Below are 22,806 nucleotides of genomic sequence, written 5' to 3'. Positions count from 1 at the left end.
TGCTAGATAAACTGCTCAGCTATTTGCTTTAATTGTGCGGCCTGTACCACGCCACTCTGGCGCCATTTGGTTTCGCCTTTTTTGAAGATCATCAACGTGGGTACGCTGCTGATTTTGTATGCCTGTGCTGCAGCCGGGTTTTTGTCGATGTCAATTTTAATGATAGTGAGCTTATCGCCCAAAGTATCTTTTACTTCTTTCAATATCGGCGGCATCATTTTACATGGTCCGCACCACTCGGCCGAAAAATCGATCAGTACCGGTGTTTCAGCATTTATTATTTCCTGGAAATTTGCCATTCTTTAATCCTTTTTATTTTTTAACATATCTCTAAGGAATACGTTTGCAAAATTAGAAATCAACTTAAACACAAGCGGTCAGCTTTATGCAACATTACGCAAGCCCCTAACTTTCCAACAAATTATTTCACTTCCATAGGACGCTCGGTCGATTTTAAATAACCATTGTCGGAAAGCCAATCAGCCAAACGTTGTGGCCAGGTATTGATCGTTTTTAATCGGGATCTGTTGCCCATGTTAAAGCCATGATCGCCCTTGGTATACAGATGTACTTCAACCGGTACTTTGGCTTTGCGGTAGGCCACCAATAATCTTACTACTGACGGTGAGCAACAGGCATCATCATTCGCAGCCAGCAAAAATGCAGGCGGAGAATCATGAGGAATATCGTCCGGAATAAACAGCGGGCCGGGGTAAATTTGTACTATAAAATTCGGTTTCGCACTTGCATTATCGATCGCGTCGCGATGCGGTGCATCAGGTTCAAAACTCACCATATCAACCACTTCACCACCTGCCGAAAAGCCCATCAGGCCAATTTTATTGGGATCAATACCAAATTCAGCTGCGCGGCTTCTTACCAATCGCATAGCCCGGCAACCATCTTCTTTGCCATGGATGTCAATTTTATACGATGGTGTGTTTGTGTCGCGTCCCAGACGGTACTTTAGCACAAACACAGCTACACCCATATCGCTCAGAAATTTGGCAGGCTCAATGCCCTCCGCATTAAAAACCAATAACCTATGTCCTCCACCAGGACATACCACAATGGCCGACCTTGTGGCCTTATCCTTAGGCGGCAAAAAAACGGTGAGTGTAGGGTTATTGATATTCTTTACCCAATAGTCCTTGGCTTGTTCGGGTACGTCCTTTAGTTTTTCAAAACCGGGAGCACCTTTTTCCCAAAGCGGAATTACAAATTGTTTGGTTTGAGCTGATGCGATGACCGGCAAAAAGCAAAGGAGGAGGAGTAGTTTTTTGAGCATTGGGATTGGTTTTTATTTTCCTATGGCTGATGGTTCAAATATTCGTTTATCCAGTGGTCCACCTGGAGTTACATCATGATACGTTTCTACCTGGAGTAATTGGTCGTTGATATAAAACTTACATTTGGTTTCGCTCCATGCAGCTTTTAATGCGATATGGTCTTCAAACAGGCCTTCTTCCTTACTGTTGTCTTCATATTTTATAAAACGCAAAGGAATCAGCTTATCCTGATCAATCCATAATTGGTTTACTTTTTCATCATCCTTATCGGCGCCGATCACATAAGCTGCTTTGCCTTTCCAGGTGGTGGTATGAAACTTCGAAAGATCATAATGTAAAGCCTTAAAATGTTCAAGCACATCATCAAAAGAAAAAAAGTATAATCCACCTAAAAAGAAGATCAGCTCATTTTCATTTTTGAGGCTCCGGGTTACCTTGTTATTATTAAAAATATAGGTCGAATCCTTTCTGAAGATTATTCCATGATCACTTTCCTTGCTGCCAATATCAATGCGGAGCATATCAGGATAAGCGATACGCTCATACCAGGTGTCCGATTTTATCAGGCTGTCGTTCTTGTATCGTTCTGTAGTTTGATTGAACGACAAACTGTTGTGCCATTTACCATGATAACGGGCATACATTTTTTGCAATAGCGTGGTAGAGTTGAGCTCTTTCTGCGATGAGAATGGCAAAAAGAAAACCAGGATTACGGAAATTATCTTCATGAGCTAAACTCCTCATATGCTGCAGTTAATCCACGGTCTATACCATCGCCCTGCCAGTCGGTAACTCCCGGGATAGATTTTGCCTGTAATATTTCGTCCTTACTCTTTCCGGCTTTAATGCTGGTTTGCACAAAATCAGCCAGTTTTTCCATGAAGTTTTGCATTGCCTTTAGGTCTTCCATGGTGCCGGTTACTTTTAACGGATCATAGGCATGCCCAAATATAAAAATGGTATCGTTGCTGAATGTTTTCTGAGCTTTTTCAAGAATTACGGGCCAGTTTTTTACGGAAGCACCGGCGCTTCGGTCGATAAAAGGATAACGTCGGTTAAACATCAAGTCACCCATATGTACCACATTAGCATGTTCAAAATGGATCATGCTATCACCATTGGTGTGGCCAGGTCCATAGTAATACGTCCGGATGCTTTCGTCGCCTACTTTTATTTTCCATGTATCGGTATAAGTAGTATCCGGATATAATTGCTGATCTTCCTTCTTTTGCGCGATTGCGGAATTCTTTTGATTGGTCAGCGAATTGGCATGAGCGGCTACATTTTTTACGATACCCTTGAATGAAATATTGCCGCTGGTATGGTCGCCGTGATGGTGGGTATTAATGAGCCACTGAAAAGGCTTGTCGGATTGCTCTTTCAGTTTTGATATCAGATGGGTAGCCTGTTCAGGAAATTCAGCATCGACAACTACAATACCCTCCTTGTTGGTTAACCAGGCAATGGTGCCGCCTTTTTCTGCAAACATGCCTACGTTACCGCGAAGCAACTTGAACTGTACAGGATCATCGAAAATTGATGAGGCAAAGCTTCTTTTGCCAAATAGGGTAAATGCACCTGCCGCTACGGCAGTATTCAATAAAAAACTACGACGTTGCATGGTTGATGATTTTTGATTTGAAGTTAGGGAAATTTACTTCAAACAAGATAAGAGGGCTTTGTAATATTTTTATGGATTGATGAAAGTGGCTTACCCGATATTCATTATTCAAAAATTCATTATTCGATATTACCTTTACCCCGTGAACGAACAAACAACCGCTACCAATTTCAAATGGCTTTATATCTTCATCACTATAGCCGTTTTTGTAAATTTTAGCGGATTGTTCATTACCATCATCGGCCCCGATGGCACCTTGTATGCCACCATAGCCAAAACCATGGTACTAAAGCACGATTATGTCAACCTGTATGCCCAAGGGGCTGATTGGCTGGATAAGCCCCATTTCCCTTTCTGGGTCTCAGCCCTTTCGTTCAACTTATTTGGCTTTACTACCTGGGCTTATAAACTACCCGGAGTACTCTTTCTGATGATGGGCGTATGGTATACTTACCTGTTCGCCAAAAGCTTGTACAACAAAGAGGTAGCTCTTTGGTCGGCATTGATACTGCTGACCGCACAGCATATCGTCATTTCAAATTATGATGTGCGGGCAGAGCCTTATCTGACAGGACTGGTAATCGCTTCAGTCTATCATTTTTATAAAGCCTATAGTCAGAATAATTTTTGGCATTTACTGGCAGGTTGCGTTTTTGCTGCCTGCTCTGTAATGACCAAAGGTATGTTCGCCCTGATACCGATAGGAGGGGCCATTGCAGGGCATTTGATCATTACCAAACAATGGAAACAACTCTTTCACTGGCGCTCGCTGGTGGCAATCGTGCTGACTATATTATTTACCTTGCCGGAATTGTATTGCGTTTATGAGCAATTCGATTTGCATCCCGAGAAAATAGTATTCGGACATACTGGTGTTTCAGGCATCCGTTTCTTTTACTGGGATAGCCAGTTTGGTCGCTTTTTTAATACCGGGCCCATCAAAGGCAGTGGTGATCCAACCTTTTTTATCCATACCACTTTGTGGGCTTTTTTACCATGGTCGCTTTTGTTGTTTGCAGCGGTATTCCAATCTATCCGGAAAGGTGTTAAAAATGTCCAAAAAGAAGAATGGTATTGCATCTGCGGTTCACTACTGACCTTCCTGGTGTTTTCGGCATCCAGATTTCAATTGCCGCATTACCTCAATATCGTTTTTCCATTTTTTGCAATTATCACGGCACAATACTTCTATCGCTTAAGTGCCCAGAAAAGTATCCGGGCGGTGCGGATTACTCAATTGATTGTTGCTGTCTTATTATTTGTTTTGGTTGTCGTATTAAACTACTTTTTCAAACCTGAGGAATTTAATCTGCTGACCGGAATTATACTTTTAGTGTTATTTACAGCCTGGTTCGTATTGCCAATAAAAATCACTAATAAAGCTTTCTGGCAGATAGGCTACCAAACTTTGCTGGTTTCATTTTTTGTGAATCTATATCTTAACCTGGCGTTTTATCCATCGCTGCTGCATTACCAGGCGCTTACCCAGGCTGCATTTTTCATCAATCAAAATAACCCTGATAAATTACCGGTTGCACAAAGTGGAGATGTGCCATTTGCGATGGAGTTCTATCTTGATCAACCTTTAACCAATATCAACACGGATGGCACAGGGCCTCATCCTGATAAGCCATATTTACTCTTTGCCCAAACTGACATCATCAATGACCTAAAAGCCAAAGGCTGGCAGCTGCAGCATGTGAAAACTTTTGAGCGTTATTGGATATCACGCCTTAAACCCACTTTTCTGAATAAAAATACGCGCGAAAAAGAGCTTACTTACAGTGAGCTGGTGATAGTAAAATAAAGACTTACAAAGTTTTTAAAACTTCGTAAGCCTGACTCGAATTAATACTGATGAAACGCCTGCGATACAAACGCCAGCACTTCCGGCAATGATTCCCGCCAGTAGGTCCAGGTGTGCCCGCCGTCACGTATGCGGAATTCATGAGGAATTTCCTTTTTACGCATGGCGATGTGTACCAGACAATTGCCCTCATATAAAAAATCGTCATCGCCATCATCAATATACCAGCGGACCGCTTTTTTCTGATCGTCGGGTATATTGTTTATCAGGGCCACTACGCTGTGGCGGTTATAATAATTGGTTACAGTTGAATCAGCGATATTGGGATCCAGTTTCACTAATTGCTTTTTTGCATCATCTACTGTAAGCGGACCTGTTGATGCACTCAGCGGACAAGCGGATGAAAACATTTCGGCATGGTGCAATGCATAAACAAAGCTTCCGCCCCCGCCCATTGATAAACCTGCTATGGCGCGGTAGCGTTTATCATTTTTTATGCGGTATTTCTTCTCTACATAAGGTATCAGTTCCTTAAAAAAGAAATCCTCATAATTCCAGTCGCCCCGCGGATCGTTGAAATATCCGCGACGGCCTGTATTGGCATCCGGCATAATAATGATCATTGGAGTGGCGCTACCTGCGTTAATCGCCTTATCAGCAATATGCAAGACCTCGCCAAATTGTACCCAGCCGGTCTGGTCATCGCCTGAGCCATGCAACAAGTACAGAACGGGATAACTTCTACCGGATGTTTCATAATCGGGTGGCAGGTAGACCGCATACTTCCGTTCGCCTTTCAGTATCTTACTTGGGAGGCTAAGATTATCGTACACTTTGCCCGTTTGAGCAAATACATTAACCGAAATAAACAAAAGCAAAGCTATAATAGCTGACAGGGTGGTTTTCATGCATGTGGGTTTTATAACAGGTGATGCATAAAATTAGTATTAAAACACAGGTATCAAAAGTTGTAATAATTATTTTACTGCCACTGTAGCAATTAGCAGCAGGCTTTCGTAATGTCAATTATTGAGAGTTTATAGTTTTAATATAGTGATCCAGCCATCAAACGCATTAATCCGCTGTTTGGCCTTCTGGTTATAGTAAAACATTACTAACCCTAAGCCACAAACTAACCCTGCATCTATCACAACGAAACAACAGAACGCCTCAGCGGATAATGCGTTTATTGGCAATTTTTAAATTAGGAGTAGTTGTACGGGGAATATAAAAAAAGCATCAGTATTAGCTGATGCTGGAAATAACTTGCGTACCAATACCGGCAGACCCTAATTACGAGTAATGATTTTTAATCCCTTTGTGCAGCTGGCTAAGGATCATATCATCTAATTCGCAATCGCATGATACACAGTTCAACTGTTTGTCAAATCCAAGTTGGCCAAGTACTTTACCCTGATCAACTACAAGGAACTTACCTGTTTCGTCAGGTAAGACTGCCAGACAGCGTTCATCATCTTTAAAATTAATTAACAAGTGAAACTGACGTTCAGGATAAAATGCTGATCTCTGTATCATAATATACGCCCCTTTCCTTTTTATTAATTTAGGTTACGTGTGTTTAAGAATACGAATATAAAGAATATTTTACGTAATAGTGTAACAAAAGTTCATCTTTTTGTTAAATAAATGTTAATTGTCATTCTGCCATTTATTGCTTTGGCGAAAAATGGGACAGTGTTTTGTTGGGATATGGTCAGTTTTTGATGATTGTTAATGTTGTAACTAAGTGTATTGGATTCAGTTTATTTTGTGTTAATTTGACAATTAAAAAAAGTAGAATTTTAAAAAGATTGCGGAATAGTTAAATTATTGGGCGGGAGCAACGATAAAGACAAAACGAAAACTGTCGGGCATTATTCTTTCAATGCCTCAATCTCTTTTAATGTTTTAGGGAGATATTTACCTAGTAAGTGATACCCTGTATCGGTAATCAGGAAATTATCCTCGATGCGTATTCCGCCAAAATCACGATAGGTGTTTAATACATCGTAATTGATGAAATCAGCATATTTCTTTTCTGCCTGCCAGCGGTCGATCAATTCAGGGATGATATAGATACCTGGTTCTACAGTCAGCACAAAACCGGGTTCCAGTTCACGACCAAGACGCAGTGACTTCAGTCCGAATATCTGTGTTTCCTTTTTCAATGTATCAGTATAGCCAACCAATGGTTCACCCAGGTCTTCCATATCATGTGTGTCCATCCCCAGCATATGGCCCAATCCGCATTGAAAAAACATGGTATGTGCACCTGCTGCCACTGCTTCTGCCGGGTCTCCTTTCATCAGATTTACCTGCGTTAAGCCCTCAACCAACTTTTGACACGCAGCCAAGTGGATATCTTTATATCTTACCCCCGGCTTTAACATGCTGATTGCATGGTCCATCGAGTTCAACGTTACTTCATATAATTCTTTCTGTCTGCCGGTAAACCTGCGGCCGACCGGAAAGGTACGGGTAAGATCTCCGCCATAATGCATTTCGTTTTCTGCACCTATATCGCTTAATACCATGCGGCCTTCGTGTAAAGTATTGCCATAATAGTGGGTATGCAGGGTTTGCCCGTGCGTCGTAATAATAGCGGGATAGCCCAAGCGCGCGTTATTAGCAATGGCTGTTTCATGCGCTTTGGCTACCAATTCGTATTCTTTTATGCCGGATCGGGTGTGCTTAATCACATTAAGCATCATATCCACACTAATGGAAACGGCTTTTTCCATTTCAGCAATTTCAAGCGGAGTTTTTATTACGCGTTGCGAAATAACAGCCTTCGTCAATTTTACCGAAACGTAGTCTTTTACATCACCAAGACTGGTGTTAAACCATTCGGCCAGTTTTTCTTTATTCTCGGGCCGGTATGGAGGAAGGATATGAACCTTTCTCCCCGAAATCAACGCCTTGTGCACATAATGAATGATTTGGTTGTATGGCTTCGTTTGTGAAACGCCAACCATGCCCGCCATTTCGTTCACCGTAGGCAAAGTGCCGGTCCACACAATATCATCAATGGTCAGCTCATTGCCAAAAATTACTTCATCGCCCGTTTCAGTATCAATTACCGCAGCCAGCGAGGGGATGTCCAACCCGAAATAATAAAGGAAACCGCTATCCTGTCTGAAAGGGTAACAATTGTCTTTGTAATTCATGCTGCTGTCCTCATTCCCCAGTAAAAGGATGAGTCCATCATTTCCAATATTATGTTTTAAAATGCTTCTTCGGTCAGTGTAAACCTGTTTGTCAAATAGATTTAGTTCCATGCAGCAAATATATCTATCCAAACGGACAGATATATTTTAATTGATATGGTTCTTATTTTTTGTCGGCCAGATAAGATTCGATGATGCCGGTTACCTCTTTAACCACCGGTTGTTTGAAGAAATCGATATGCCTGGTTTCTACTATCTTTTCTATAATATTACCATCAATGTACTTGCTCCACAATTGCCTGAAAATCGAATTCCGGTAAACCTGGACCTTTTTAAATTCAGATTCATCACCGTCAGGATTGGGCTCATAAATTAATAACAGCTCCCCGCAATACCTTTGATTCGTCTCATATGAATCGTGTATCTCAAATATGCGATTTTGCGTTTCTACTTCGAGTACTATTTCCGGAAGGTTTTGTTTTCCCTGCATAACCAGCTTTATGAAATGAGGCAACCGCAGGTATAGATATTTGAACTTTAAGCTTGGCTTTATTTTCTGGAAAACTCTTATTTCATCAAGGATCCTTCTGCTCAAAAACAGCCTTTTTGATGGATATGAAGGGAAGTGGCTTATGGCAGCCACCATGTTCACTTTTTCACCGGCTTGCTGTAGTTGTACCGCTGCCTCAAATACAGTTCTTGCCCCAAGGCTGTATCCCAATAAGTTATATGGACCTTTAGGATGCAATTTTTTGATGTGACCGACAATAAACTTTACATACTCCTGCACACTTTTATAAGGGAAGTTTTCATGGTCCTCGGTATAAATAATGCCATATAAAGGATTGTCAGCGTTATAACTGTTAACAAATTCATTAAATATGGTCGGATAACTGCTCCAGGGTGGAAATATAAACAAAGGAGACCCGGTACCTTCTTTCAGTAGGATAATGGGATTTACGTCAAGTGCGCTATTGCTGTCAATTTTTTTGGCCAGCCCTCTGATGGTAGGTTGCTGATATAATACTGTTGAGCTTAAACTGGAGTCGGTAGCGGTATTGATCTGACCCATAGCTCTCACAGCGGCCAATGAAGTGCCACCCAGATCAAAAAAGTTATCATCAATGCCAATTTGCTCGATATTCAGTATTTTCTGCCATATATTAACCAGTGTTTTCTCCAATTCACTTGAAGCAGCTTTGAAATCTGTTCGTTTTTCATGATAGCGCTCTGTTGGCAGCGGAAGGTTTTTCTTATCGACTTTCCCATTGCTGGTTAATGGCAACGTTTCAAGGCTGACATAGTAACCCGGTACCATGTATGAGGGTAGCTGTAATTTCAAATACGCATTCAGTTCAGCTATTTCTGCCGGGCCGGTGACATAAGCTATCAGTTCTTTATCCTCGCCGCTAACCGCCCGGGCAACCACTACTGCAGCAGTTACTTTAGGGTGCTTTTCTAATATGGCCGATATTTCATCCAATTCTATGCGGTAGCCTCTTATTTTTACCTGGTCATCTATTCGCCCCAGGTATTCTATATTACCGTCAGGTAACCATCTGCCTACGTCGCCAGTGCGGTATATCCGATCACCGGGCTTATGTGGGTTCTCTATAAATCTTTCTTTGGTCAGCTCCGGCCGGTTCAAATATCCTCTTGTTACGCCATCGCCGCCGATGTAAATTTCGCCGATCTCACCAAAAGGCATCAGTTCCTTGTTCTCACCGAGCATATGAATTTGCGTATTGGCTACTGGTCGGCCAATAGGGATAAAGGGATAAGGATTGCCACTTTTTTCAAATACATACTCAATAGAGGTGATGGTGGTTTCGGTCGGCCCGTATTCATTGATGAAAGTACAGTGGTTGTTCCATTTTGCAGCAAGTGCGGGCAGGCAACTTTCTCCGCCTGTTATTACCCGTTTTACCTGGCTCATATCCTCTATGGTTAATTCCGCCAGGTATGTCGGTACCGCATGTATATGTGTTACCTTTTTAGCTATAATGTATTTTTCAAAAGATTTTACATCCAGCAGGGTGTTTTTATTTATAATAACTAAACCCGCACCTGTCAGGAATGCAATAAATATTTGTTCGGCTGACGGGTCAAAAGTTATAGTGGAGAATTGCAGCACCCGCTCATCCGGTGTTATTTTATATACTTCTTTTTGCGACCATAGTAAATTAACTACATTCCGGTGCTCTACCAACACACCTTTTGGTTTGCCCGTAGAGCCTGAGGTATAAATACAATATACCAGGTTAGATGATATTAAATCGCTTTTTTTATTCTGCGTACTGTATTTATGCTTCGATAGCCTAAAAGCATCTAACTCATTGTAATCTACAAACACCCTGCATGCGCAATCTTCTTTGATATAATTAATACGGTCTTGCGGATAATCTGGGTCAACAGGTACATAAGCACCGCCGGCTTTTAATATTCCCAGTATCGCAATGATCATCCACTCGCTGCGGTCCAGCATCATGCCAACTAATTCGTCTGGCCTAATTGAATATGTTTGGTTTAAATAATCAGCAAATTGATTGCTTACCGTGTTTAGTTCGCTATACGTGAATTCTGTATTTCCAAAAATCAGGGCAATATTATTTGGTGTCTTGTCTACCTGTTCATAAAAGAGGTCTACAAGCGTTTTATCTTTTGGGTAATCGAAGAATGTGTTGTTTAAATCATCAAATAGTTGATTTTCATTCACTTTAGTTGTAGCCTCTTTGTCCAATATATTTGATAAAGTTTGATTAAGCATATTAGAGTGTTTTAATCAACATGCATCCCCCCGAAAGCATACTTAATCAATAAATAACTTTTAGGTTTATAACACGCTTTTTCATTCTTACGAAAAAAGCGATAAATTGTTTGACTTCAGTCAAATATCGGATTTAAAAGGAAAATCCATAACAATCATTTATTTTTCTTTTCCGAACCACTCTTTAAAATATATGCTGCAACTTTTTGGTCAAGGTTTTGCATCATATCAACATCAAAAAGGCAATAAATATTGCGTAAACACGGCGCTATTCTGTTATGAAAGCCTAAAAACACCTGCATGATACCTTGGAAAAAATGAGTGACATTTTTTAACTTTTCAGGCATTAGGCGCAGAATGTTATCTTTGATAACAACCCAATTATAAGAATATGCCGCATTACTTTTTAAAACTAAATCCATGCCGGCCAACTTTTGCGCAGGATATGACAGCAGAAGAAAGGGCGATCATGCTGCAGCACGTTGCCTATTGGACTGACTTAATGAACAGGGGATTAGTGGTGGTGTTTGGCCCGGTGATGGATCCAAAAGCGGTTTATGGAGCAGGGGTGGTTGAGATTGATACGGAGGATCAGTTGAAAGATCTGATTAGGAACGACCCGGCAGCAAATATTAATTACTATGAATATTACCCAATGAGGGCGGTGGTTCCTCCAAAATAAAAATGCGTTCCGTATCTCACCCCGGAACGCACCACAATATCACTCTCAATGATATTGATTCAACTAAATCTCAGATAATATTTGAATATTAATCCAAGCTCTTATATGATCGGTCTACGATCTTGTGTTTTCAAATGGAACCTGCTTTTTGTTTTAAACAGGGTAAATTATTTATACCTTGTATATCAATCAATTGAGGGTTTTGTTTTCAAAAGATCAATATATTTTTCAATATTATTGAACAGAAGTTTCTATGAAAAATTGTGTTCACGTAAAACTAATATTTTATTGTATTATAAAAATAAGTGTTATTGGTACAATTATAATAAATTATGTCAAAAAAATAAGCTTTTGATATAGATTTAGGCGGGATTGTTACGGCAAACGAGATAAAAATGAAAAATATACTAGCAGCTGCGTTGTGTATACCAATTTGGTGCGCCGCTCAAAGTTTTACGAAAAATGAGGTAACGCGGTTCAAAACAGAAGCACGGGCTGTAACTATCATTCGCGATAATTGGGGTATACCACACATTTATGGAAAAACAGATGCCGATGCCGTTTTTGGACTAATGTATGCGGAGTGTGAAGAGAATTTTAAAGGGATAGAACGCAACTATGCATATCAACTTGGCAGGCAATCCGAAATTGATGGTGATAGTAAGTTATATACTGATATACAACTACAACTAATTGCTGATAGTGCCGATGCTATAAAAGATTACAAAGTGAGCCCGTTGTGGTTTAAAAAACTGATGAATGCCTTTGCAGATGGTATAAATTATTATCTGTATAAACATCCTGAAATAAAGCCGGCAGTTTTTCATCACTTTGAGCCCTGGTATGCCTTAATGTTTACAGATGGCAGCGTATCGGCGACGCAAACAGGGGGCATTAATATAAATGAGACCGCCCATTTTTATAGCAATGGACCGGAAAGCCTGGGGAATATATCAAATGCACATTCAACAGAGAATATTATAACCGATAGAGAAACCGGCTCCAATGGTTTTGCATTGGCACCATCAAAAACGGCGTCCGGACATGCTATGCTGTACATCAATCCGCATGTGCCATTTTATTTCAGGGATGAGGTACACATGGTCAGCGACGAAGGTTTGAATGTGTATGGCGCGGCTACCTGGGGTAATTTTTTTGTATACCAGGGCTTTAACCCGCATTGCGGATGGATGCATACTACCAGTAATGCTGATGTTGCCGACTTATACGCTGAAAAGGTATTCAAAAAAGATGGCAAATGGTATTATGAATATAATGGAAGCCTGAAACCAGTTGTCACGAGGAATTTAGTAATAGAAGTTAAAAATGGGGGAAAAAAGGATCAGCGTGTTATAACCGGTTATTACACACATCATGGGCCGGTGTTAGGCAGCCGTAGCGGTAAATGGCTGGCCTTGCGATCGAATAATCGTTCTTATAAAGCCCTGCTGGAATCGTGGCTGATTACGAAAGCCCACAATTTTGAGGAATATAAAAAAGCTATGCAATTGGTGTCTAACGGTAGTAATAATACCGTTTATGCTGATGACAAGGGGCATATCGCTTTCTGGAATGGCAACTTTATGCCTAAGCGTGATCCTAACCTGGACTGGGCTTTGCCTGTAGATGGTACTATTCCTGCAACAGAATGGCAGGGAACGCACCCCTTAAATGAGATTGTGCACATCTATGATCCGATGACAGGATGGATAGAGAATTGTAATTCTACCCCATATACCTGTTCTGGCGCCAGCAGCCCCAATAAAAATAACTACCCGGCCTATATGGCAACAAATGGGCAAAACTATCGTGGTATAAACGCACTCAGGTTATTCAGCAATGCTAAAAATGTGTCTCTCGATGAATTGATCGCTAAAGGCTATGATCACTACCTGGCTATGTTTGATGATGTGTTGCCTTCATTATTCAGCAGTTATGAATCTGCCAATGATTCAATTAAAAAAGCCCTTGCCGAACCAATTGATTTAATGAAAAAATGGGACCGCCAATCAGCCAGCAATTCGGTAGCCACAACCATTGCAGTAGAATGGGGGACACGATTAATCGATGAGTTGCCTCATGCGCAGACTGTGGAAGAATCTACCTATCAGACAGAGCGTTTCGCACAAATGCTAAAAAAAATAAGCCCGCAGAAGCAACTGGAGATATTTAGCGAGTCGCTAAAAACCCTCGAAAACCGCTACGGGACGTGGAAAATAGAATGGGGCGAAATAAATCGTTATCAAAGGCCCGTAGATGGCATAACATTTGACGATAAATTACCCAGCTTACCCGTAGCATTGGTAGGGTCGCAGTTTGGACAGCTGCCATCTTACCAGAGCAAGAGCACGAACACGCAAAAACGGTATGGCTACAGTGGCAATAGTTTTATTGCTGCTGTGGAGTTTGGTCCGCGTCTGAAAGCCAAAAGTATTATCACAGGCGGTGAGTCATTTGATTCCTCATCTGCGCATTTTAGCGATCAGGCTGAAGGTTTTATTAACGGGCATTTTAAGGACATTTGGTTTTATAAAACAGATGTAATAAAACATGCCATAAAAAGTTATCATCCCGGGGATTGATGAAGTTCGGGGGATGACATGCCATTTTTGTAACTGATATGATAAAAAGATATCTGTTTGTTATTATTTTGCTTTTCGCAGGTATGATGTGCCGTGCCCAAAGCTTGTCGCTGGAAGAATTGCAGAGCCTCACGGCCATGACTACTGACCAGATGCACAATTATTTAATAATAACCAAACGATTTAAGCCACTAGGCAAAACTGTGCTTAATGGAAAGAGTTACGAGCAATACAGGAGTAACAGGATAAACCCGGCGATAGCCGAGACGATATTACTGGGCCAAACTAATCTGATGATGAGTGGCAATACTACCCGGCAGGTGATTTATCACACACTGCGCCTGCAGGACCTTAATTCATTTCTTACACAGGCTAAACGTTCAACCATGACACTGGTTTTTCAGGGCTCGGATGCTTATCAGAATATTTTCCGGTTTGATAACTCACTTTTCATGGCGGTTATCAATGTTGGGCGCGATAAAAGATCCGGAACTGTGCAACTGGACGAAAAATAGAAACTTTACCACGAACTTTCCGTAAAAATGGGTTGTGTCTTTAATAACACATACCCATGGACTACAACAGAAGCTTAAAATCGATCACGCCCGACAGCATGCTAAAAACGCTGGCGTTTACCCATGTGGCTTTGCTCGCATTTCAGATGCTGTTTGCCATAGTGGCTTTCGCCCAAACAACCAGGATATATTTTGGTGTAATGAATATGGACGATGAGTTTGTTTTTATTGTCCCGGTCCTTGCGTTGGGCGGCTTCTTTGGCGGGTACCTGATATTTAAGAAACAAAAGTATATTCTACGCGAAAAAGAGAACTTCCAGGAAAAACTTTCAGGCTATCAATCGGTTCTAATTACCCGTTTCGCACTTATTCAGGGGCCCTCATTGTTTTCGATAGTTGCTTATATTCTTAGCGGTAATGTTTTTTTTCTGCTCATCACCGCACTAATGTCCGCTTATTTTATTTTTTTACGTCCTAGCCGAGAAAAGGTAGAAAATGACCTCCGTTTTGATTTTGATAATCAGATGCTTCAGCAATTAGAACACGAGGATATCAATTAAATTCTACCTTACGGCAAAAATGTTTTATGTCAAATAATTCCTTATTCCATTTTTGTAACTTTATTTAAAGTTTAACAGCAGTATCATGCGTATTTTAAAATTTATGGCCATAGGCGCCGCTGTAGGTTACGGTATCTATTACCTGACAAAAGAAAAAGAAAACGGCAAATCTATTCTGGAAGAACTGCTGGAGGATGCTCCGGATTATATGGACCGTGCAAAAAAATACGTGGAATACACTATTGATCAGGTTGCCGAACGCCTGCACGTATAATCCATTTCAAATCGGGACAACCAATCAACTAATTATGGTTCTTAACGTACCACCATGCTAAACCTTCCGGTGCTATAGGAACTGGTGTCCGACTTAATAACGTCGAAACGATAGTTCCATATTCTTATGTTTAGCGAGTCTTTCCGGTAAGCATCTTTCAACCATAAACCTTTGCCCCGGGGTAACATTTTTGTAAAACTGGTTTTCAAAGTATACACCCCATCATGTTGGGCTGTAACCTTCAGCGGAATAGCTTTTCCAGATGCAATCGGTACGACTTGAATGGCACAATCAACTCCGTCATGTGTGACACTGCATAAACTTCCTTTACCAAAACCTGGAAAATAGACAGCATCCTGGGAACTTGAAAAATTTTCAGAGGCACGATGTTCAAACGTTAATACCGTTTCATCAATGGGTACTGAATCTAATTGCAGCTTGATTCTTACCATTGCTCCATCAGGGATGGTATCGGCTTGTGCAGCGACAGGTTGTGTGGCAGGGGGGATGGTGGGTGTACTGGGGGTAGCAGGTGTCGGAGTACCTTCGCCTGACTTCTTGCATGCTCCAAGGAACATAACGCCAACCAACGACATTATTAAAATTTTCCTCATACGAACAATTATCTTTAACAATTAAGTAATAATGTATACGGTAAGCCGGATTGGTAGTTAGATGTTTTAAAAGTATAGTTTTCCACATTCCCTAGTGTGGTTATTAACATTTTGCAGCGAAAAATATCGACTACGTTTTTAGTTTTTTAATTGACAATTAGACTGTTGTGGTGTCTTTGAAAGTTGCGAAAGGTCAAAATGAGCAGGAAAAGCCACTTTTGGGGTTTTTAGTCTGGTAGATTTCTTAAAGGTTTATAGGCTGGGGAAATTACTGAGTGATTTAATTATTATGATAGTTTTGGAATTTATGTAACAATTTTTTTACAAGGAAATTTAAAAAGAAAAGGCGTTCCGGGTCTCAGCCGGAACGCAATCAACTAAATCAAGATCAACCTCATGTCTATGATCTCTAGCTTGCCATCTTTCTCAGGGATGGAAGGTGTTTTAATGTAGTAATGGTTGTAAAAGTTGGAAAGGTTGAAAAAGTAACAACATGAAGTTATTTGTCCTATTACAACTTTTATAACCTCTACAACCTCTGCAGCCAACATTAAATTTGCCCAAACTCGCCATTGGCACGTATCTCAATGTCTTCGCTTACCATGGCTGCCGGCATATGTCCCACTCCAAAATCATTACGGTTGATGGTACCGGTTACTTTAAACCCGGCTACTGGTTTTTGGCTGCGCATGTCTTTACCTACTCCGTTCAGGGTTAAGTCAAGGTTTACCTGTTTGGTTACGCCGTGCATGGTAAGGTCGCCGGTTAGTTTATATTTCTTATCATCCAGTTTGGTAATACTTTTACTTTTAAAGCTGATTTGCGGATATTTTGCCGCATCAAAAAAATCCGGGCCTTTAATGTGGTTGTCGCGCATGTCATTATCGGTACTAACCGAACTTACATCAGTAGTCAATTCAAATACTGCGTCGCTGAAATCTGGTTTTGTCGCTGTAATACTTGCATCAAACTTTTTAAAGCTGCCATCCACTTCCGAAAGTGATAGGTGAGTCACTGTAAATCCTACTTTGGCGTGCGCTTTATCCACCTGCCATTTGGTTTGTGCAAAAAGAGCGGTGCTCAATACCATTGCTGCTGCTAATAATGTGATCTTCTTCATTGTTTTCTTATTTATAGTTTAATTAATTGTTTCTAACTGTCAGCGCATGGATTAATCCATCCCACCACCTGGAGGAGGGCCACCCGGGCCCGGCCCGCCGCCTGGTCTGAAGCCCGGTCCGCCAGGGCCGGGACCCATTGGCGATTTACCCGCAAATTTTTGCAGGCGCAACGTGAACGTCAGCATGTAATATCTTCCCAAGCGGTTCACGTTGCTTTGATTGATATAGCTGCCATTTTGAGTAGAGGTATAGGCAGTATTCTCGTTAAAGATGTCGTTCACGGCAAAGCGCAGGGTTCCTACATTCCCTTTTAGGAAACGGCGTTCTATATATGCATTGAGGATATTCGGATTGGTAGCCCCGGTATAGCCTTCGTATAGAGTCTTGGTATAGTCGTAACTTACGGTCCAGTCTTTCCATAAATAGTTCTTGCCGCTAACACCCAGGTTAATGGTTCTGTAATTATTATTTACGTTAGCCTGCGGTACCGAATTTATCGAATGGTTTATGCTATAGCTGGCATTGGCCGTAGCATCTATCACATCGGTAATGTCCACTCTAAAGCGCGCACCCTGCGTCAGTACGAGGTTTTTGGCCATGTTTTTCTGATCGGTCTCCAAAAAATTAACCGTATCTACACTGCCGAGATAGCTGATATTGTTGGTATAACTGATATTGCCATTAATAAAGAGTGTATACTTTCTCTTTTGCCAAGGTTTAGCATACAGATAAAATGCTGATGCACTATAATAGCCGTCGGCATTTTGGTATTGGGTTAGTATGGTGCCAGCTAAATTTTTAACCGGGTAGTTCCTTGGATACGTAACCGTTTTGGCCACTATTTTATCATTGGTTGCAGTAAAGTTCATGTTCGAGAAAAATACGTTGCCGCTGGCAAAGTCAAATTTGTTGTACCGGATACTGAACGTATTGTTATACTCCGGTTTTAAATCAGGATTACCTTGTACAGGATAGCTAGCAGTAGAGTAATCGGTGACCGGTTGTAATTCTGAATAAGTCGGCGAATTGCTTGAACCGTTATAGTTGATCGTCAGGGCCTGACTTCGTGAAAAGTTGTAAACGAATCGTGCTACTGGTGAAACGTTGAAGGTGGTAATATGCGTTGGCGCACTTTCTAAAGATGATCCCTGTAACAAAGTTGGTTGAGCCGATACGCCCAAAGTATAATTGTACTGTTTATCGATAAAACGATAATTTAAACCAAAGCGATTGGTAATGTACTGGAATTTATAATCGTTACTCAACAGATCATAGCGATTGATGTTTCCATTGTCGGCCAATGTATCTGTAGTTTTATCCGCCGTGGTATTGGCATAGTGATAACCATAATTAAATTCAAGGAATGATAATTTACTTAAGGGCTCCATGTATGAGAGCGCTGCGCCAACACTGTCTGTACGGCTATCGGTATTGATCCTTTGGTCAGCCGGGGCAGTTATTTTACTGCCTGGGAGGTAATCATAAACGGGGTTTTGATATTGGTTATTTTTGGTTGAACCTGACGTTAACAAAACGCTGAAGTTTCGTCCACGGGTACTGAAACGGTGATTGTATAGTACATTCAACCCATAGTTTGGTGCTGTCGAATGGCTTATCAGGTCAAGCGTATATTTCGATTGCGTTATCCCTGTGTTGCTGGCAAAAAGGTCGCTGGTCTGGGTTTCATTTGTTAATACACTTGCGTATGAATATGAGGGCGTAATTTTGAAGTAGTTAACCGTATCCGGCTTCCATTCGATGTTGAAGTTGAAACGATGGTTCAATTTACCATCATTCTCGTTAGTGTTTGTATTGTTGGTTGTTGGATTATCCGGTGATATATTATTCTGAATAGAATTAGTGATTGTATTCACCGAATTATTCGAGAAGCTATAGCTGCCGTAAGCGGTAACATGTTTACCCCAGCTATCGCGATAATTAAGTCCGAACGAGCGTGCGGTAGTAATCCCATTTGTGCTACCACCGAAGCCCGGAGGAGGCCCGCCCGGACCGCCACGGCCACCACCTCCACCGAAATTGAACAGGTTGGTATTCGTATTGTTCAGGTTGCCGGATACTGCTATTTGCCTGTTGCCATTAAAGCTGAAAACATTAGCCGATGCAATGTACCTGTCATCATCTGTCGATCCATGTGTTTGCGGAATTGCATCGCGGCCACCGCCGACAGTTGCCTGCCCGAAATAACCGTAGTTCTTATCCTGTTTGATGTTAATGTTTAATACCTTCTGCGGATCACCTGTTTTTATACCCGTAATATTGGCCTGATCGCCATAATCGTCTACTACCTGTATATTCTGTACCAGGTCGGCGGGCAGGTTTTTGGTCAAACTGGTCACATCGCCGGCCATGTAATCTTTACCGTTGAGTCGTACTTTGCTTACACTCTTGCCCTGGGCGGTAATATTGCCATCCTTATCCACATCCACACCGGGTAGTTTTTTGATCACATCTTCCACCGCTGCACCTTGGCGTACTTTATAGGGTGCGGCATTATATTCTACCGTGTCCTCTTTTATTTTAACTGCATTAACATCGGAAATGACAACTCCTTTCAGTGCAATAGCGTCACTTTTCAGAACGATGGGTGCAAGCTCAGCCGCTGTCTTGTCGTTATTTAAAACAAATCGCCGTTTTATTGGCTGATAACCTACTGAAAATACCACCAGGCTAAACTGATTAACCGGAACCGACGGAAAACTGAACTTCCCGTTCATGTCGGTGGCAACGGTCGTACTATCCTTGCCTGTTAAAAGTTTTATCGTAGCTCCGGGGATGGTTGTCCCTGTCGAGTCCCTCACTACGCCGCTCACCGGCCTGCCCGTTTGGGCATAAGCCTGCGCAGTGATGATCAAAATTATTACAGTTAGTAAGTGTTTAAGCTTCATGTTTTTCGTTATGAATGCTCAAAACAATCTCATAATCCGGATACTAAAAAATGCAATAGACGGGTGGTATTTATATATAGACGGATGCCGTTTTTTTCCCTATAAAGTCCTTTTTTGACCGACGAATCCTGAAAATGCCTATTTAAAGAGCGTATTTTCCCTTTCGTCGGCAAAAAGTACCTGCCCGGCGGTTTAAATTGTGAGGCAATATGCTGATCGGTAATATTGTAGCGTCGAATGATGTTTTTGTAAATAAATGATTGTAAATTAACTTGGTCAATGATAATTCCTAAGTCTAAAAGCAGGCTGATAACCATATTAACCCATGTTCTGATATGGGGCATATTTGGTATGATATACTTTTTTCAGCCATTGACATTTAACATAGTTGTTCCTTATCAGCTATGGATAAAACAATTCACCATCTTGGGTCTGTTGGTAATAGCTTATTATTCAAATGCATTTATTCTCGTTCCTCAATTCTTATTAAAAAACAAGACGGGTATCTATTTTACTTTTATTATCTGTATTGCTGCATTCATTGTACTGGCAAATATTTATGTGGACGAGTGGCTGAACATCCGCCAATTGATGGAAGCCGCATTTCACAGAAGCGGTCCGCCTAAGCACCATAAAGGACGCGATCACGGCTGGGATTTGGCCATGATCGCCATTATCGCATTGGTTATAGGTGTGAGTACCAGCGTAACGGCCATACAGAAATGGCAAAAAGATCAGCAGGAGCGGGAGGAGTTGGAAAAAGATAAAGTAACATCCGAATTGTCATTCCTGAAGGCGCAGATCAACCCGCATTTCTTTTTTAATACACTGAATAACATCTACGCGCTTACTCAGGTTGATGCTGATGTGGCCGGAAAAGCTATCCACCAGTTATCCCGCATGATGCGTTATTTACTGTATGATACCCAACAGGGACACACCATGCTGAGCCAGGAGCTGGCATTTGTAAAGGATTATATCAGCCTGATGAAATTACGGTTGACCGACGTGGTTAAAATAAATTTTGATGAGCCGACCAAACTGACCGATAAGCCCGTGGCACCGATGATATTTTTGCCTTTCGTTGAAAATGCTTTTAAGCATGGCGTAAGTGCAACTCAACCGAGCCATATCGATATCGTAATTTTACAAAAAGATGGGATGCTCGATCTGACAGTAAAGAATTCAATTATTAATGATAATAGTGTGAGCCTGGATACTAACAGTGGTATAGGATTGGTAAACACACGCCGGCGTCTGGATTTGTTATATCCCGGTAAATACAAACTGGAGATAGACGAATTGAATGCCAATAACGAATATGCCGTTCACTTAATGCTCGACCTGTCATGACCCTGAATTGTATAGCAGTTGACGATGAGCCATTAGCGCTTGGCCTGGTTTGCAAGTTTATTGAACAAACGCCCTTTTTGAATTTGGTTGGCCGGTATTCGGGTGCTGTGGATGCCTTGAAGGCCATTCATCAGCAAAAGATCGACTTGATATTCCTGGATATCCAAATGCCCGATCTGAATGGTATTGAACTGGCCCGGGTATTAGGAAAAGGAGCGGAAACGCCACGGGTTATTTTTACTACCGCCTATAACCAGTTTGCACTCGAGGGATACAAGGTTGACGCATTGGATTACCTGCTGAAACCTTTCAATTATGAAGAGTTTTTGCGGGCTGCACAGAAAGCACTCAATTATCACGAATTACTAAATCGGTCAAATGTTGCAGCACCGTCTCCTGTGGTTACAGACGAACATGCTGATGATGATTACCTGTTTTTGAAGGTCGAATATCAATTGGTACGCATTGCTTTGGATGATATCTTATACATAGAAGGGCTAAAGGACTATGTAAAAGTGCATTTAAAAGGGGTAGACAAAGCAACACTTTCGCTCACCAGTTTAAAGGCGCTGGAAGAAAAGCTGCCATCCAAGCGTTTTATGCGCGTGCACCGCTCATTCATCGTATCACTGGACAAGGTTACATCCATGACCAAAAACTCGGTACAAATAGGCAAAATGATAATTGCTGTAGGCGATCAGTACAAAGAGGCATTCAGCCAGTTTGTTGGGAAATGGATTTGATTTTAGTGATCAGAGATTAGAGATCAGTGATTAGTTTGTAAAATTTAAACCTGGCTTTTATTTATATTGTATCCGCTTTATGAAATGGTTCTTCGGAGTTATGATATTAATCTTATTGGGTTTGATCGTAACAAATCCGGCTACTGCAGATTTTAATAAGTATCTTAAAAGCGGTCAGAAGTTTGGTAGTACAAAAAAAGAAGCTAACTATTTAATCTTATCGCGATATTCTTGTACAGAAAAGTTCATATTGGACCAACGAACATCACCAATCGGATACACTCGTTATAGCTACGTTGGATTATTTAATAGTTTTTGGTTAGTAAATACGGAAAAACGTAAAATGCCAAATACTAAAAAGTAAAAAGCAATAAAAAATAACAACAGGCTATACGAATTCGCGTAGCAGAAAGTCCGAAAGAGTTTAGTAATCAGATAGCCGATCAAACAAAAAGCGTAACTTCTTGATTAGCTTCTTTCTTAAACATCTTTTTTACCCATGCCAATAGCGCAAAAGCGAGCATTTTCAAGTATGTAAATAGCTTTTTCATATGACTTTATTTAGGTTTACTCTTTTATAACAGCAAAATCGTTGCCAATCAGGCAGTTGCTATAGGTTGGAAGGTGTTTGAGTCCGAAGGTTTAGTATGTTAAGTAAATTTTTACCCAAATTTTCCCATCGCGACATATTTTTCTCCACGGTTAATTTACGCATATTAAGGCGAAAAATCAATAGTCAAGTCCTGAAAAATCATTTTAATCCTTCAATCGTATAAAAAAAACAGCCATCACCTCGCGTAACGGC

Annotated in this window: 20 protein-coding genes; 8 read left to right on the top strand and 12 right to left on the bottom strand. The window is 41.1% G+C overall.

Annotation, left to right across the window (positions count from 1 at the left end; all coding sequences use genetic code 11):
* Positions 1 to 2: 2 nt before the first annotated feature.
* The 4 genes from trxA to Q3A68_RS01350 all read right to left on the bottom strand — a co-directional run bounded on the left by trxA (position 3) and on the right by Q3A68_RS01350 (position 2,910).
* Positions 3 to 299 (bottom strand): thioredoxin, encoded by a 297-nt coding sequence (trxA, locus tag Q3A68_RS01365; protein WP_302899202.1) that lies wholly within the window; start codon positions 297 to 299, stop codon positions 3 to 5.
* A gap of 122 nt (positions 300 to 421) precedes the next feature.
* Positions 422 to 1,288, bottom strand: coding sequence for an alpha/beta hydrolase (locus Q3A68_RS01360; protein ID WP_302899201.1), 867 nt, complete (start codon positions 1,286 to 1,288; stop codon positions 422 to 424).
* A gap of 12 nt (positions 1,289 to 1,300) precedes the next feature.
* Positions 1,301 to 2,017: a hypothetical protein gene (locus tag Q3A68_RS01355; protein WP_302899200.1), complete on the bottom strand. Its 717-nt coding sequence runs from the start codon at positions 2,015 to 2,017 to the stop codon at positions 1,301 to 1,303.
* Entirely contained in the window at positions 2,014 to 2,910 is an 897-nt protein-coding gene (locus Q3A68_RS01350) for an MBL fold metallo-hydrolase (RefSeq protein WP_302899199.1), read from the bottom strand. Before Q3A68_RS01350 ends, Q3A68_RS01355 begins: the two co-directional genes overlap by 4 nt.
* A 142-nt stretch (positions 2,911 to 3,052) precedes the next feature.
* On the opposite strand from Q3A68_RS01350, the gene Q3A68_RS01345 reads away from it, so the two are divergent.
* Positions 3,053 to 4,717: an ArnT family glycosyltransferase gene (locus Q3A68_RS01345; RefSeq protein ID WP_302899198.1), complete on the top strand. Its 1,665-nt coding sequence runs from the start codon at positions 3,053 to 3,055 to the stop codon at positions 4,715 to 4,717.
* A 41-nt stretch (positions 4,718 to 4,758) separates the two neighbouring features.
* Here Q3A68_RS01345 and Q3A68_RS01340 read toward each other — a convergent pair whose 3' ends face one another.
* The 5 genes from Q3A68_RS01340 to Q3A68_RS01320 form a co-directional block, all read right to left on the bottom strand.
* Positions 4,759 to 5,625 carry an alpha/beta hydrolase gene (locus Q3A68_RS01340; protein ID WP_302899197.1) on the bottom strand — a complete coding sequence of 289 codons (867 nt, stop codon included), beginning with the start codon at positions 5,623 to 5,625 and terminating at the stop codon, positions 4,759 to 4,761.
* Between the two features lie 385 nt (positions 5,626 to 6,010).
* Positions 6,011 to 6,253, bottom strand: a complete 243-nt coding sequence (locus Q3A68_RS01335; RefSeq protein ID WP_302899196.1) for a hypothetical protein — start codon at positions 6,251 to 6,253, stop codon at positions 6,011 to 6,013.
* Between the two features lie 338 nt (positions 6,254 to 6,591).
* Positions 6,592 to 7,995 (bottom strand): aminopeptidase P family protein, encoded by a 1,404-nt coding sequence (locus Q3A68_RS01330; RefSeq protein ID WP_302899195.1) that lies wholly within the window; start codon positions 7,993 to 7,995, stop codon positions 6,592 to 6,594.
* A gap of 52 nt (positions 7,996 to 8,047) precedes the next feature.
* A complete protein-coding gene (locus tag Q3A68_RS01325; protein ID WP_302899194.1) occupies positions 8,048 to 10,651 on the bottom strand; it encodes a non-ribosomal peptide synthetase in 2,604 nt (867 codons plus the stop codon).
* A 155-nt stretch (positions 10,652 to 10,806) separates the two neighbouring features.
* The gene (locus Q3A68_RS01320) at positions 10,807 to 11,073 is read right to left on the bottom strand and encodes a hypothetical protein (protein ID WP_302899193.1); all 267 of its coding nucleotides are present in this window, start codon (positions 11,071 to 11,073) and stop codon (positions 10,807 to 10,809) included.
* 23 nt (positions 11,074 to 11,096) lie between these two features.
* Between Q3A68_RS01320 and Q3A68_RS01315 the strand changes: the two genes are divergently transcribed.
* The 5 genes from Q3A68_RS01315 (at position 11,097) to Q3A68_RS01295 (ending at position 15,264) form a co-directional block, all read left to right on the top strand.
* Entirely contained in the window at positions 11,097 to 11,333 is a 237-nt protein-coding gene (locus Q3A68_RS01315; RefSeq protein WP_302899192.1) for a YciI family protein, read from the top strand.
* Positions 11,334 to 11,728: 395 nt separating this feature from the next.
* Positions 11,729 to 13,915 (top strand): penicillin acylase family protein, encoded by a 2,187-nt coding sequence (locus Q3A68_RS01310; RefSeq protein ID WP_302899191.1) that lies wholly within the window; start codon positions 11,729 to 11,731, stop codon positions 13,913 to 13,915.
* 38 nt (positions 13,916 to 13,953) lie between these two features.
* Positions 13,954 to 14,430, top strand: coding sequence for a hypothetical protein (locus tag Q3A68_RS01305; RefSeq protein ID WP_302899190.1), 477 nt, complete (start codon positions 13,954 to 13,956; stop codon positions 14,428 to 14,430).
* Between the two features lie 56 nt (positions 14,431 to 14,486).
* Positions 14,487 to 14,990: a hypothetical protein gene (locus tag Q3A68_RS01300; protein WP_302899189.1), complete on the top strand. Its 504-nt coding sequence runs from the start codon at positions 14,487 to 14,489 to the stop codon at positions 14,988 to 14,990.
* An 85-nt stretch (positions 14,991 to 15,075) separates the two neighbouring features.
* Entirely contained in the window at positions 15,076 to 15,264 is a 189-nt protein-coding gene (locus Q3A68_RS01295) for a YtxH domain-containing protein (RefSeq protein ID WP_302899188.1), read from the top strand.
* A 41-nt stretch (positions 15,265 to 15,305) separates the two neighbouring features.
* Here the strand turns inward: Q3A68_RS01295 and Q3A68_RS01290 are convergent, their stop codons facing one another.
* From Q3A68_RS01290 to Q3A68_RS01280, 3 genes are all read right to left on the bottom strand, one after another.
* Complete coding sequence (locus Q3A68_RS01290) at positions 15,306 to 15,878, bottom strand: hypothetical protein (protein ID WP_302899187.1); 573 nt, start codon at positions 15,876 to 15,878, stop codon at positions 15,306 to 15,308.
* Between the two features lie 550 nt (positions 15,879 to 16,428).
* Entirely contained in the window at positions 16,429 to 16,998 is a 570-nt protein-coding gene (locus Q3A68_RS01285; protein WP_302899186.1) for a YceI family protein, read from the bottom strand.
* 51 nt (positions 16,999 to 17,049) lie between these two features.
* Entirely contained in the window at positions 17,050 to 19,905 is a 2,856-nt protein-coding gene (locus Q3A68_RS01280) for a TonB-dependent receptor (RefSeq protein WP_302899185.1), read from the bottom strand.
* Positions 19,906 to 20,184: 279 nt separating this feature from the next.
* Between Q3A68_RS01280 and Q3A68_RS01275 the strand changes: the two genes are divergently transcribed.
* Together Q3A68_RS01275 and Q3A68_RS01270 are read left to right on the top strand one after the other, a co-directional pair.
* On the top strand, positions 20,185 to 21,258 hold the full coding sequence (locus Q3A68_RS01275; RefSeq protein WP_302899184.1) for a sensor histidine kinase: 1,074 nt from the start codon (positions 20,185 to 20,187) through the stop codon (positions 21,256 to 21,258).
* Positions 21,255 to 22,001, top strand: coding sequence for a LytR/AlgR family response regulator transcription factor (locus Q3A68_RS01270; protein WP_302899182.1), 747 nt, complete (start codon positions 21,255 to 21,257; stop codon positions 21,999 to 22,001). Before Q3A68_RS01275 ends, Q3A68_RS01270 begins: the two co-directional genes overlap by 4 nt.
* Positions 22,002 to 22,806: the final 805 nt, after the last annotated feature.

The organism is Mucilaginibacter tolerans (assembly GCF_030519375.1).
In the GTDB taxonomy this organism is placed as follows: domain Bacteria; phylum Bacteroidota; class Bacteroidia; order Sphingobacteriales; family Sphingobacteriaceae; genus Mucilaginibacter.
This window is presented reverse-complemented; position numbering and strand designations above follow the sequence as displayed.

What these genes read in the sequence shown, in the direction of transcription:
- Q3A68_RS01330 (WP_302899195.1), bottom strand. Translation starts at nt 7,995, where the DNA reads ATGGAACTAAATCTATTTGACAAACAGGTTTACACTGACCGAAGAAGC.
- Q3A68_RS01290 (WP_302899187.1), bottom strand. Translation starts at nt 15,878, where the DNA reads ATGAGGAAAATTTTAATAATGTCGTTGGTTGGCGTTATGTTCCTTGGA.
- Q3A68_RS01320 (WP_302899193.1), bottom strand. Translation starts at nt 11,073, where the DNA reads ATGGATTTAGTTTTAAAAAGTAATGCGGCATATTCTTATAATTGGGTT.
- Q3A68_RS01280 (WP_302899185.1), bottom strand. Translation starts at nt 19,905, where the DNA reads ATGAAGCTTAAACACTTACTAACTGTAATAATTTTGATCATCACTGCG.
- Q3A68_RS01355 (WP_302899200.1), bottom strand. Translation starts at nt 2,017, where the DNA reads ATGAAGATAATTTCCGTAATCCTGGTTTTCTTTTTGCCATTCTCATCG.
- Q3A68_RS01285 (WP_302899186.1), bottom strand. Translation starts at nt 16,998, where the DNA reads ATGAAGAAGATCACATTATTAGCAGCAGCAATGGTATTGAGCACCGCT.
- Q3A68_RS01305 (WP_302899190.1), top strand. Translation starts at nt 13,954, where the DNA reads ATGATAAAAAGATATCTGTTTGTTATTATTTTGCTTTTCGCAGGTATG.
- Q3A68_RS01300 (WP_302899189.1), top strand. Translation starts at nt 14,487, where the DNA reads ATGGACTACAACAGAAGCTTAAAATCGATCACGCCCGACAGCATGCTA.
- Q3A68_RS01325 (WP_302899194.1), bottom strand. Translation starts at nt 10,651, where the DNA reads ATGCTTAATCAAACTTTATCAAATATATTGGACAAAGAGGCTACAACT.
- Q3A68_RS01335 (WP_302899196.1), bottom strand. Translation starts at nt 6,253, where the DNA reads ATGATACAGAGATCAGCATTTTATCCTGAACGTCAGTTTCACTTGTTA.
- Q3A68_RS01315 (WP_302899192.1), top strand. Translation starts at nt 11,097, where the DNA reads ATGACAGCAGAAGAAAGGGCGATCATGCTGCAGCACGTTGCCTATTGG.
- Q3A68_RS01295 (WP_302899188.1), top strand. Translation starts at nt 15,076, where the DNA reads ATGCGTATTTTAAAATTTATGGCCATAGGCGCCGCTGTAGGTTACGGT.
- Q3A68_RS01340 (WP_302899197.1), bottom strand. Translation starts at nt 5,625, where the DNA reads ATGAAAACCACCCTGTCAGCTATTATAGCTTTGCTTTTGTTTATTTCG.
- trxA (WP_302899202.1), bottom strand. Translation starts at nt 299, where the DNA reads ATGGCAAATTTCCAGGAAATAATAAATGCTGAAACACCGGTACTGATC.
- Q3A68_RS01360 (WP_302899201.1), bottom strand. Translation starts at nt 1,288, where the DNA reads ATGCTCAAAAAACTACTCCTCCTCCTTTGCTTTTTGCCGGTCATCGCA.
- Q3A68_RS01310 (WP_302899191.1), top strand. Translation starts at nt 11,729, where the DNA reads ATGAAAAATATACTAGCAGCTGCGTTGTGTATACCAATTTGGTGCGCC.
- Q3A68_RS01275 (WP_302899184.1), top strand. Translation starts at nt 20,185, where the DNA reads ATGATAATTCCTAAGTCTAAAAGCAGGCTGATAACCATATTAACCCAT.
- Q3A68_RS01270 (WP_302899182.1), top strand. Translation starts at nt 21,255, where the DNA reads ATGACCCTGAATTGTATAGCAGTTGACGATGAGCCATTAGCGCTTGGC.
- Q3A68_RS01350 (WP_302899199.1), bottom strand. Translation starts at nt 2,910, where the DNA reads ATGCAACGTCGTAGTTTTTTATTGAATACTGCCGTAGCGGCAGGTGCA.